General features: G+C 50.1%; 9 protein-coding genes and 1 tRNA gene. 6 read left to right on the plus strand and 4 right to left on the minus strand.

The annotated features are described in order from the left end of the window. Positions 1-25 precede the first annotated feature (25 nt). The 4 genes from GX659_06965 (at position 26) to GX659_06980 (ending at position 4193) form a co-directional block, all read left to right on the plus strand. Positions 26-646 carry a hypothetical protein gene (locus GX659_06965; protein ID NLD28525.1) on the plus strand — a complete coding sequence of 207 codons (621 nt, stop codon included), beginning with the start codon at positions 26-28 and terminating at the stop codon, positions 644-646. Next, positions 639-1697, plus strand: a complete 1059-nt coding sequence (locus GX659_06970; GenBank protein ID NLD28526.1) for a hypothetical protein — start codon at positions 639-641, stop codon at positions 1695-1697. The genes GX659_06965 and GX659_06970 overlap by 8 nt, the downstream gene beginning before the upstream one ends. A 27-nt stretch (positions 1698-1724) precedes the next feature. Continuing rightward, positions 1725-2327, plus strand: coding sequence for a penicillin-binding protein activator LpoB (gene lpoB / locus GX659_06975; protein NLD28527.1), 603 nt, complete (start codon positions 1725-1727; stop codon positions 2325-2327). A gap of 84 nt (positions 2328-2411) precedes the next feature. After that, positions 2412-4193, plus strand: a complete 1782-nt coding sequence (locus GX659_06980) for a hypothetical protein (protein ID NLD28528.1) — start codon at positions 2412-2414, stop codon at positions 4191-4193. Positions 4194-4514: 321 nt separating this feature from the next. Here GX659_06980 and GX659_06985 read toward each other — a convergent pair whose 3' ends face one another. The 4 genes from GX659_06985 to GX659_07000 all read right to left on the minus strand — a co-directional run bounded on the left by GX659_06985 (position 4515) and on the right by GX659_07000 (position 8724). Next, positions 4515-5939: a radical SAM protein gene (locus GX659_06985; protein NLD28529.1), complete on the minus strand. Its 1425-nt coding sequence runs from the start codon at positions 5937-5939 to the stop codon at positions 4515-4517. 197 nt (positions 5940-6136) lie between these two features. Then, positions 6137-6379 carry a YrzA family protein gene (locus GX659_06990; protein NLD28530.1) on the minus strand — a complete coding sequence of 81 codons (243 nt, stop codon included), beginning with the start codon at positions 6377-6379 and terminating at the stop codon, positions 6137-6139. Between the two features lie 21 nt (positions 6380-6400). Continuing rightward, positions 6401-7681, minus strand: coding sequence for a serine--tRNA ligase (gene serS, locus GX659_06995; GenBank protein NLD28531.1), 1281 nt, complete (start codon positions 7679-7681; stop codon positions 6401-6403). Between the two features lie 23 nt (positions 7682-7704). Next, positions 7705-8724: a thioredoxin domain-containing protein gene (locus tag GX659_07000; protein NLD28532.1), complete on the minus strand. Its 1020-nt coding sequence runs from the start codon at positions 8722-8724 to the stop codon at positions 7705-7707. A gap of 366 nt (positions 8725-9090) precedes the next feature. Between GX659_07000 and GX659_07005 the strand changes: the two genes are divergently transcribed. After that, positions 9091-11232, plus strand: coding sequence for a S8 family serine peptidase (locus GX659_07005; GenBank protein NLD28533.1), 2142 nt, complete (start codon positions 9091-9093; stop codon positions 11230-11232). 442 nt (positions 11233-11674) lie between these two features. Beyond that, positions 11675-11750, plus strand: a tRNA-Pro gene (locus GX659_07010). The last annotated feature ends 67 nt before the right edge of the window (positions 11751-11817 follow it).

Here is an 11817-nt window from a genome sequence, read left to right on the forward strand (position 1 = left end):
TGCTGTAACCTCACAGGGAGGAAATATGAAGCTGAAAAAAGCAGTTTCACTTTTCGCAGTTATTCTAATCACGGCCATCTTCTTTTCGGGCTGCGCAAAAGATGATAGCCACTGGGGTCAGAAACTAGATGTCGATAAAAAATGGTGGAAGGTCGAAGGGCAATCTTGGGATCGCAAAAACAATCTTTTCATGGCCGTGGGATATTCCAATCCGAACTGGAGCGATAAATACGATCAGAGGAAGAGCGCAGATTTGGATGCCCGCTCTCAGGCAGCATCCTTTATGAACAGCCTCGTAAAAAATTACATGCAGGAAACGAGAAGCCACAACTATTCCTTATCTGAGAGCTTCGTCGAAATCTCAGCCAACGAAACGGTTTTGGGTTCCGTCATAGTCGCCAGAAAGTATTGGAAAAAGAGGTATCATTCTCTCGTTAAGGTCGATCTCGGCTATTTCTTTTCCAATATCTACAAGAAATACGCAGCCGATATGGAGTCGAAGATAAAAAAATCTTCCCAATCAGTTTCGGCGGAAGAGATAAGCGCGAGGGTCTCCGCTTCTGTAGAGAAACTGAAAACTTTGGAGGTTCCTGCTATTGAAAAAAGCATCGTAGCGACTCCCAAAGCGGAGGGCATAGATGAATAAATTATTGCGCTTCGCAATTTTAGTCTGCGCATTCACGTTTTTATCCTCTCAGGCATCTGCTAAAAAACCTGACTGGATAGATGGAACGTCAAAAAAATATCCCGAGCCACACTATTTCATAGGCATGGGTGAAGCGATGCTCGGAAAGGGTTCGGAAAAACAGGTTCACTCCCTCGCTGCAGACAGGGCACGCGCTGAAATAGCCAAGTCGATAAGGAGTAGCGTATCGGTGGATGAAAGATCGGGAAGAAAGGTTGAGTCTTCGGCAAAAGGAAAAAGTCGCGACCTTTCTCAGGACTCGTATCAGAGTTCATCGGTCAGGATATCGGCAGGCCAGATACTGGAAGATGTTCAGATCAAAGAGTACTACAAGGATAAAAAAGAGGGGCGTCTCTATGCTCTGGCCGCGCTCGACCGCCCGAAGGCCGCCAAGAGGCTCTCGGCAAGGCTCGATCAGGTGCTGAAAGAAATCTCCACCGAAATGGAGATGGGGCGCGAGGCGCAAGATGCCGGAAACTATCTTCCAGCGATGAAACGCTATAGCAACGCACTTTCGCTCTCCTCTGGAGCTTCCGATATCGCGGAACTAATTTCAATATTGAAGCCTGCCGGCCCGTCACCACTATCGGAGGGATTGGCCACAGCGGAGATAAAGGAGCTGATTTCGAGGCTCGGCTCGATGATCGCTTTTGAAATAAAAATAAACGACGAAAATTCTGCGATCAGACCCTACATAGTGCGCGGACTGAAAAATTACGGATTTTCTGTCGGCGCCGACACAGCCGGAGCCAAGAAATCTTATACGCTCGATTGCAGGATTGATATCATCGAAAAAGGAACGATCGATATGGGGCCGGGGCTTCTGATGAATGTGTATCAGGCAGATCTTGATGTTGAGATAACCGACACTTCCGACAGCAATGTCATAGGATCGATGACATGGTCCGCAAACGCAAACGAGAAAAGTTCGGTTGCTGCTGAAAAATCCGCAGTACGCGCGCTTGGAAGGCTCGTGGAAAAACAGATCGGCGAAAAGTTGGTGGGGATTTAAGTTAAACAAAAACTGAAAGGAAAATTTATGAAGCGATATCTATCCACGATAATTGTAATAACCTCGCTCTTCATGGTCGCATCGTGTGGAAGCAAGAGCGTCTATACGAAAGGCAAATACATCAACCCTGAAGAGGTAAAACTCCTGAGCGACAAATTCGTGGAAGCCGACCTTCAGATGATTGCAGACACCCTTACGAATTCTCTTCTCTCAAGCGATCTTGTGGCCGAACAATCTAAAAAGCCTTCGATAATAATCAGCCTTTTTACCAATGGAACCGACGAGCATATCGATATCCTGTCGCTGACAAACAACATAAGAACGGACCTGATGAAATCGAAACAGTTTCGATTCCTAAATGAGCGACTCAGAAAAAAGATGGCGGAGGAATACGAATATCAGGCCTCCGGCTACGTCGATCCCGAAACTGCCAAGATGAAGGGAAAACAGATCGGCGCGGACTGGTTGATATCAGGGCACATCTCCTCCATCAGACAACCGGTTGGAAAAGATGAGATCGTCTATTACAAGACTACGCTGGAAGTCACCGATCTCGAGACCTCTGAAATACTCTGGGCAGATGAAGTAGAGCTTAAAAAAGCATTCAAGCGCAAAAAGGTTAGGTTCTAGCAGATGAGCAAGCCTCCCCTGCGAGCTTTGTCGATTTTATTGGCGATAGCAACAATTCCGCTGGCGTCGTGTTCATCCACTTATATGAAGAGTGCGGATGGAGCCCATCGCGCCATGTATCGTGGCGATTATAAGCGTGCGATCAATCTGATAAATGCCGTAAAACCCGCACAGAAAGATGCGCTCCTTCACCTGATGGACAAGGGGATGATCCTGCACGCTGCCGGACACTACGAAGAGAGCAATAAGGTTCTTTTCGAAGCGGAGGATCTTGCAAAAGGGATACGTTCCAAGAGCCTTTCGCGCGAGGTTGGGGCTACGCTTGGCAGCGAAGAGGCGACCGAATACTCCGGCGACAATCATGAAGTCGTGATGATTGCCGTCACGAGGATGCTCAACTTCCTAATGCTTGACGATTGGAATTCAGCTCTCGTGGAAGTGAGAAGGGTTGGAAATATCGCTGCGGATTATTACGGTTCTTCAAAAAATTTCGACAACGCCTTTGCGATATATCTCTCGGCTGTTATATGGGAAACGCTGGGACACTTAAATGACGCCTACATAGATTATAAAAGACTGGCGTCGCTCAATAAAAATATCCCCTATTATTCAAGCGATCTGAAAAGTTCCGCGAAGAGGCTCGGTCTTTCAGCCAATCTACCGCAAAAGCTTTCCACTCCATTGGAAACGCCTGAAAATTACAGATCGCACGGAGCTGGCGAGCTCATAGTGATACTGCAGAGCGGGCGTTCACCGAAATTCGTATCTGAATACGTATCCGATGGGCTGATCACTATGGCAGTTCCAATAGCGTTTGTATGGCCTGACTCGCCTGCGATGGCAGATGTCATCGTAGATGGAAAAAGCATCGGCGGAACTTATCCATTCTACAATGTGTCCGACGATGTGATGCGCGCAATGAAAAGCCGTCAGAAGCGCACGCTGGTCAGAAAAATTATCAAAAGCTCTGTGCAGACCGGCCTTTATGGGGCGAGCTATAACCTGATGAAATCTGATGATTCGGCAGAACAGGGGCTCGGCCTCGCGCTTGGAATCGCCGGGCTTTTGATGTCGGCATCCGAAAAGGCGGATGAAAGGAGCTGGCGCACCCTTCCAGCCCACTATGAAATAGGAAGGTTCTATCTGAAGCCGGGAAAGAGTGAAGTCTCGGTAGTCTCCAGATCCGGGGCTAAAATAGTTTCAAAAGATGTTGAGATCTCCAAGGAGAAACCCGTCCTTATCCTTGCCCACGTCCCTTGGGACGGAATCGATACGCCAAAGAGGTATGCTGCTAAGCAGAGTGAACAAAAAAATATCTCCGAAAAGGAGAGGACCATCTCAAAGGAGATCAGGAAAAGACCCTCTGATGGAAATCTAAAAATAGATTTGGCGGAGGCAAAAATAGAGAACGGGGATTACGACATCGAAAAGCTGCTTTTGGATGGAATTTCGCAGGGAGGAGATAATATCCGCGGATATTCACTTCTTACCGTATCACTAGCTGTAAAAGGGGATTATATTCCGGCATCCAAAACCGCGCAAAAAGCAGGGCTAACATCCTATGCAGACGCACTCGCCTACGCCGGCGGTGAAAAGAGCTCCGCCCCAAAATCATCGTACTCTCCTTCGGAGGGGAGGGTCAAAGGCTTTTCAAGTTTTACGCACGGGCTCGTTGCTGAAAAAGACGGAAATCATAAGGAGGCCTGCCGACTCTTTTTAAAATCATACGAGGATGGTTTAAAAGGCAAGCCGGTTATCAAAAAGACGCTTGCCGCCCTCGGCGCCTCCGGGGATGATTTCAAGAAATCTGCTGAAGGCAGGGCCATAGCCGACAAGTTCATCGATGAATATCTCGAGATGTACTAGCCGCAATATGATCTGACAGTCCGTATTTCCAGCCACAATCCAACCTTGCAACTGCAGATTAAACATCAAGAAGCTAGAATCTAGAAGTGAGAGGCGATTTCTACAGGCGAGGTTTTTCTAGCTTCTAGCCCCTCGCTTCTGGCCTCTGTTTTTCTCAGTCACGGTTGTTACGGGATCCCCGATTAAACCGCTCGGGGATGACAACCTTTTCGCCATTCGGGGATGACGACCATACTGTCATTCCCGCATGATTTAAGCCGCCGCTACCGCGGGGTTCCGACCGCTCACCAGTTACGAGTCACCAGTCACAAGTCACGGCTGCTACTGGGCCGCCGCATCGGGCTCTTTTTCTGAAGTATCGGAAAATTTCTTCCTCATGCTATGAATGTAATCGGTACCTCTGCGGTAGAGCTTTTCGTATTTCTCATTCCATACCGGTTCTGTGAGTTTTGCATATTCCCTTGAGAATTGGTCGATATTTTCCTTCAGCTCCTTTGCGATCTTGTCTGCGGTTGCGTAAGAGAGCTTCGCGCCAGATTCTGCTATCGCTTCGCGCCAGCATTCCGGCACATCTATGATCATGCAGGGACGAAGGAGATTGTCGCTATACGGCTGCCTTCTTCTTATCGCCCTGAAGAGTTTCGAATCTCGAAGTATCTCGAGAAGTGAGCTGTCGTATACGTTCATATCGGAAGCTTGAGCAAATACACATGGCTCAGCATCCCCCTTATTATTGACGTGAAGGTAGCGCCTGCCGCCGGCGAGACAACCCCCTACCAGAGGGCCATCGCACCAGAAATCAGCCAGAATGATCGACTTCTCTCGCCTAAGCTGCAAAATACGTTCGAACCTGAGCATCCTTTGCTCAGGGGTTGGGACGAGTTCAAAGGCTGGCTCACGCCCTATAGGCATATACTGAAAGTAATAACCGACGTCGCATCCAAGATTCGAATAGTAATCGACTAGCTCATCTGAAAGCAGCATATCGTTGTTCTCACGAGTCGCTGTTCCTGAGAAACCAAATGGCACGCCAGCGGCCTTCAATTTTGCCATAGCCTTTTCGACCCTTTTGAAATGCCCCTTGCCGCGACGCCTGTCTGTCTGCTCCTCGAACCCCTCTATGCTTATGCAAGGAAGGACGTTGCCGAGCCTCGCAATTTTTTCGACGTGATCCTTCTCTGCGAGCGTTACTCCGCTGGTGTAGGTCTGAAAGTAAGCATCGCTGTGCTTCTCGAATATTTCGAAAATCCTGTCGTATATGTAGGGCTCGCCGCCGCTTATAACGAAGAAGTAGATTCCCATCTCCTTGGCCTGTGTGATCAACCTGTCGAAGGCCTCAAAGCTCAGGTCGGAATCTTTTGAATGTTCGGCAGCATAGCAGCCATAGCAGCGCAAAGGACAGCGCTGAGTCGGGCTGACCACAAGAAGAACGGGGATATCGAAGCCGAGGGCATCACGAATGGCATTTCTCTTTTTCTGCCCGGCTACGCCTTCGTTTATGATCATGTTCTCGATTATGGCGCGTTTGCAATTTGAATTAGCCCTTTTGAAGACCTTGCGCAGCGTGCAAAAAATTTTCTCGATGAACTCCTGACCGGCCGGGTAGTTGTTCTCGCCGCAGAGTTTTTTCATCGTGTTTATGACCGTCTTTTCGGGAATATATGGAAGGACTTTAAAAAGCCCCTTCACAATCGGCTTCGTGAAAGCCAGCCTAACCCTCGTTGAAGTCGGGATCGTATAATGCATCGTGCGCTCCTTTTCAATTGCGTTCAATCGGTTCTAAACGTTACAAACATCTGTTATATAAAGGGAAAATACCCGCGCCTTACTGCAACTTTTATCCCCATTTTTCAAGCTTTATATTTATAAAATGTGTAACTTCCCCCTCTTCCGGAGAGAGGGGTGGTGTGCGTTCCCCCAAAAAAACATTATAAATTAACTGGTTATTTGTGTAGACAAGAAGAATTGGGGAGAGGAGCGGTATCTCTCCCCCGAGAGAAGAGGATCGAGGCAGTGTAAAAAATCCCTCCGCGCGAGACCTTGCCGCCGGGCATCGGAGTCATTATGTATTTTATGTCCATGACCTCGAAACCCGCGCAGTCTGGATGTTCGAGCGCGGCGTTGATCCGTTCCTCCAAATCGTACGGACTGGTCGCTTCGACAACCTTGACCTTATACTGAGACATCCAACCTCCGACTGGCAGAAACTACCTGCCGATCCGTTCTATTCCATCCATGTAGGGAAGGAGGGGCTTGGGGATGAGCACGCTGCCATCCTCCTGCTGATAGTTTTCCAATATGGATATGATAGCGCGGCTTACCGCGATGGCGGTCCCATTTAACATATGCACAAAGAAAGTTTTTTTATCGGCCTCCCTTTTAAAGCGCACTTTCAGGCGACGAGCCTGATAGTCGGTGCAGTTCGATGTGGATGTCACTTCCCCCCATTCGCCGGATTCGCCACGCCCCGGCATCCACGCCTCGAGGTCGTATTTCCTGTAGGCGGGCCCTCCTAGGTCTCCGGTGCATATATCCAGAACGCGGTACGGGATACCGAGTCCCTGAAAAATTTTTTCCTCGAGGCCTACGAACTCTTCGTGCATCTCCTCAGAGCTCTCCGGAGTGGTGAAGGCGAACATCTCTATCTTTGTAAACTGGTGAACGCGGTAAAGCCCCTTCGATTCGCGCCCCGCTGCACCCGCTTCCGTTCTGAAGCAGTGCGAAACGCCGACGTATTTTTTCGGAAGTTCGGACTCGGAAAGAACCGTATCCGAAAGCATCCCGCCAAGAGTTATCTCGGCGGTGGCAATCAGGCAAAGGTCGCTGTTCTCCACGGAATAAATCTGAGTCTCCTCGCCCCTGGGATTGAAACCTATTCCGTCAAGTATCGAAGCCCTCGCAAGATCCGGCGTCATGATTGGAACAAATCCTTTGCGCCGCAGGATCGAAAGTGCGTAAGCGATAAGCGCGTTCTCCAGAAGCACCGCCTCGTTTTTCAGATAGTAGAACTTCTGACCGGCGACCTTCGCACCAGATTCAAAATCTATCAGATCGAGCTTCTCGCCGAGCTGAACATGGTCGAGCGGCTTGAATGAAAATTTTGCCGGTTCACCCCACCGCCGTATTTCGCGGTTGCCCTCCTCCCCGGCCGCAACAGGGGCAGATGGATGCGTCATATTTGGAATTTCCCGCACGAGAAGATCCAGCTCCTTCTCGACTTCGGCCAGCTCTGCGTCTGCATCTACAGCGCGCTGCTTTAATTCCTTGCCCTTTTCGATGAGTGCCGTTTTTTCCTGATCGGAGAGTTTGGCTTTCATCGACTTGGCGTTTTCATTCTGTTCGCGCCTGATCTCCTCCGCACCCTGAATCAGAGTTCTGCGTTTTTCATCTAGGGAAGTAAATCGGGCGAGATCGACACGAACATTTCTGTCGGCGCAGTTCTTGCGCACGGCATCGAGATTTTCTCTTATAAATTTCAGATCGAGCATATTTCACCAGCCAGTCCTGTGGTCTATCTGTTGAGCTCGCCCTCTATGACTTCTATGAACGACTGGGCGGGCTGCGCTCCGGAGAGCATGATTCCGTTAATAAAGAAAGCGGGCGTTCCAGTGACTCCGGCATCAACTCCCTTTCGGATACCTTCATCGACGAGGCTGGCGTACTTTCCACCATCGAGGCACTGGTCGAACTTCTTGCTGTCCAGTTTCAAATCCTTGGCGTATTTCTTCAAAGCAGGAATCTCGAGGCTGTTCTGATTGTCGAAGACCTTCTGGTTGTAATCGTAGTACTTGCCCTGATCGCCAGCGCATCTAGCCGCTTCGTGTGCCTTCTTGGCCTGGCGGTGAAAAGAAAGCGGAAAGTCCACAAAGACGTATTTCACTTTCCCCTTGTAATCCTCCATCAGCTTCCAGATGGTCGGACGAACCCTCTTGCAAAAGGGGCACTGGTAATCAGAAAATTCCACGATGCTGATCTCGGCCCCCTTGTTACCAAACACCGGAAGGTCCGCTGTATCGATATTCATTCTGGGGGGGGATAGGTGGATTTTGACTTCCGAGGCCTGACGCAAACGCGAGATCATATCCCTGCGTGCCACCGACCTCTTGGTCTGTTCCAGGTGGGCCCTGACCCTATCCTTCACTTCTTCAAAAGTCTGCTTTCCATCTTCCTTCCTGGCTTCGTAGAAGGCCTTCATCTCGGCCTCCGTAGGCGGAGTCAATTTCGCCTCAATCTCGGATGCCAAAAAATCCCCAACCTTCATCCCCTTGGCCTTTGCCGCTTGGGCTATGAGTTTCTCTTCAAGCATGTCATTGAGCACTCTTTTCTTGATCTGATATACCTGAGTCGCGACCTTCTGAAGCTGGCTTTTTGCAGCCTCGTCAAGCTCCGCCATTGTGATGACTTCGCCGCCCACAACCGCGGCATCGCCGGACTCGGGGGCAGCGCCGGTTGGCGATGGCGATGGCGACGAACATGAAACCATAGTTACAGCCAAGAACAATGAAACAAAACCTGCCACATTACGCTTCATCAACTCCCCCTTTTCCCTGTATCTAAAATTTTGCCGAAGGCTCGCAACAGGCGCATCTTCGGATATCGCTTCCCCCTTTTAAGGCGTGAAATCTATATCACAGCGATTCCCCGTGCAATGGAAAATCTGGCCTGTTTTATTGCTTTTCGGACGAACCTTTGCGGCATATAAGTAAGCTCCGACAGGGATTTTAAAGGCAGCCGACATCGCAAGGCTCTGAACTCGGCAATTGTTGCCCTGAAGGAAAATTTCTCCAAAACAGCGGCGATAAAACTTTAAAGGGTCACACAAAAAGCTCGCAACATTTTTTGGACTCCGACGATAAGTAGTATGTGAGGGTGTTGTAAGGGGGTTAGGGGGTAATAAGTGAAAGTTCTGAAGCTCTTTCTCTGCGTATTGTGCTCCATCCAAGTCGCGCTGGCATCGGCATCTGCTCTGGCCAATCCAAAAATAGATTCCTTTATAAAGACCTCCAAACTCCGCAAGAGCGCGGTTTCATACAAGGCGCTTTCCATGAAAGCCTCTGTAAAATCTGAAGATTCCGAAATGGTGGAAGTCTTTATAAAGAGCTCCGATCCGGAGTCGACAAAGTCAAAAATTAAAAGGGCCCAGGGGTGGGTACACACCTCAACCGATTCGGTGATCACGGCTTCTATCGCCAGCGACTCGCTGGAGTCGATCGCCGAATCGGAGGAGGTACAGTTCATTGAAGGCGGCAAGCCAATCGGAAAGAGCAATGACAAGGCAGCAATTGAAATCAACGCTGGAGAGGTCAGCAAAAGTCTGAATCTTCCCGAAGGCTATACCGGAGAGGGAGTGATCATCGGAATCATCGACACCGGGATCGACTATTCCCACGCCGATTTTAAAGACGCCGAAGGGCGCAGCCGCATCATATCGATCTGGAATCAGATGCACTCCGGCGGAAAATCTCCCAGCGAAATCGAAAACAGCTTTGGAACGGAATGTGATTCCGATTCGATAGCTGACGGAAGCTGTCCCCTCGCGGATTCCGATGGACATGGAACCCATGTCGCCGCCACCGCGGCAGGAAGCGACGAGACCTACAGGGGAATTGCTCCCGACGCCAACATAATAGTTGTCAGCTACGACTCCAGCGTTTCGATGGACACGGGATATGCCAAGCCGATCTTTTCAACAAAAATCTGCCAGGCCGCTTATTACATCTTCAAAAAAGCCGACTCGTTAGGCATGCCGGCCGTAATCAACTTGAGCCTTGGGACCCACATCGGGTCGCACGACGGGTCATCACTTTTCGAATCATGCCTCAGCGAATTGCTGAAAGACTCCGCGGGTCGCGCAATAGTTGCGGCCGCCGGAAATGAATACACCGAAGGCAAAAACGGATTCACAGGAATACACGTCGGAGGCGAGATAAGCGAAACGACTGCCTCGAACTTCGTCATAAGAAGAATAACATCCGACAGGATATATTACATAGACCTATGGGGATCGAAGGGAAGCGATCTCTCAGTTGGCCTCGCATTTCACAATGGACGCGCAGGAGGAACGCCTGAAAAATTTTCGGGCCTCGTTGAAATGGGGGCGAGTTCAAGCGGATCGTTTCTCGACGGAAAGATAAATTATGTTATCAATTTCACCGAAGAATCGTCAGCCTTAAATGGCAAGCCGCATGCCGGCATAAGGATAATGGTCGATCCATCGCTAAACGATATTTCCCGGCACAGCTTCGATCTCGTAGTCTCAGGAAACGGGTCTTACGATGCATGGCTCTTTCCGGACAAGCCGTCAGAGACGATACAATTTACAGATTTTCAGGGCGGCGCCAACACATGGAATTACGTGCCGGGGGACAGCATGAAGAGCATAGCGATGCCCGCCACATCCCCTGAAGTTATCGCCGTAGCCGGATACACAACGCGCAACAGCTGGAACAGAGGCTCCGGATGCTGCGAAGTAGCCTTCAATCTCGGAGCCATACTCGATTTCTCGAGTTCAGGCCCCAGCGCGGATCCTTCAGCTACAGGCCAGAAGCCAGAAATAGCAGCGCCGGGCGGAATGATAGCCTCCGCGCTATCCTCGACGGCGACTCACAATAGCCTGATGATCATGCCCGATGGCAAACATGCTCTCCAGGCCGGCACCAGCATGGCGGCCCCATTTGTGACGGGGACAATCGCTCTGATGTTCTCAGCCGATTCCAACTACACCCACGATGACGTAAAAAAATACATAGTCGAAAGCGCCTACGTCGATGAAGACGTTGGCGAAGCTCCCAACAACAGATGGGGTTTTGGAAAACTCGACGTGCTGGCCGCACTCGAAACAGCGATCAACGGAGGTTCATCCGGCCGCTTCGACGGGAATCAAAGCCTCAGCGAACCTGAAGGCGCAGGCGCTTCCGGAGGAAGCCTTGGTTGCACGCTCTCCTCGGAGGTGAGCGGATCCGACAAAAAGATAGTCTTGGCAGGAATGTTCTTCATCGCAGCGGCCCTGATAGCGGCGAGAAGGCGTTCGATGAGATAGAAGGGGAAGAAGATCCGCTATTTGCGATGGACGATTGAAAATTTTATATAGACCCGGCTTGACCGCTCGGCACCCCTCCCCCATGCCTTTGAGCCCAAGCCGGGTTTTTTGTTGCCTGAATGCAAAATTACGCCGAGTTCCAGATCGAGCATCTCCGGTAGAGCCCTTCGAGCTTTTTAGGCGCTTGCTGAACGATGGGATTGAAAGGGGGATCGAAAGAGGGATCGCTTGAGTTAAAATGGGAATCCTAAAGAGTAACCGCGGAAAAAACAGGAACAGGATCTTCTCCCGTGTCAGATCGCCTGATTACCGCTTTCTCAGGTGAGAATCCTGACCGCTGCTTTTTCATGGGGGATCGTCAATACATCGCGACAGAGAATGTCGAGTTGACAGGTGAGAGCATTTCCACTAATCAGCCGGAGCTTTCGGAATCTGCATCGATCGGGGTGTAGCTCAGCTTGGCTTAGAGCGCACGGTTCGGGTCCGTGAGGCCGGAGGTTCGAATCCTCTCACCCCGACAAGAACAAACATAGAAGGGCTGGCGTTTTGCGCCGGCCCTTTTTCATGTCCGTTCAACAAATCCGC

The sequence above is a fragment of the Myxococcales bacterium genome, from assembly GCA_012513515.1.
Taxonomy (GTDB): Bacteria; UBA10199; UBA10199; order 2-02-FULL-44-16; family JAAZCA01; genus JAAZCA01.

Bases quoted from the DNA above. Each gene is read 5' to 3' on its own strand.
- GX659_06965 (NLD28525.1), top strand. From the start codon at position 26: ATGAAGCTGAAAAAAGCAGTTTCACTTTTCGCAGTTATTCTAATCACG.
- GX659_06970 (NLD28526.1), top strand. From the start codon at position 639: ATGAATAAATTATTGCGCTTCGCAATTTTAGTCTGCGCATTCACGTTT.
- lpoB (NLD28527.1), top strand. From the start codon at position 1,725: ATGAAGCGATATCTATCCACGATAATTGTAATAACCTCGCTCTTCATG.
- GX659_06980 (NLD28528.1), top strand. From the start codon at position 2,412: ATGAAGAGTGCGGATGGAGCCCATCGCGCCATGTATCGTGGCGATTAT.
- GX659_06985 (NLD28529.1), bottom strand. From the start codon at position 5,939: ATGCATTATACGATCCCGACTTCAACGAGGGTTAGGCTGGCTTTCACG.
- GX659_06990 (NLD28530.1), bottom strand. From the start codon at position 6,379: ATGTCTCAGTATAAGGTCAAGGTTGTCGAAGCGACCAGTCCGTACGAT.
- serS (NLD28531.1), bottom strand. From the start codon at position 7,681: ATGCTCGATCTGAAATTTATAAGAGAAAATCTCGATGCCGTGCGCAAG.
- GX659_07000 (NLD28532.1), bottom strand. From the start codon at position 8,724: ATGAAGCGTAATGTGGCAGGTTTTGTTTCATTGTTCTTGGCTGTAACT.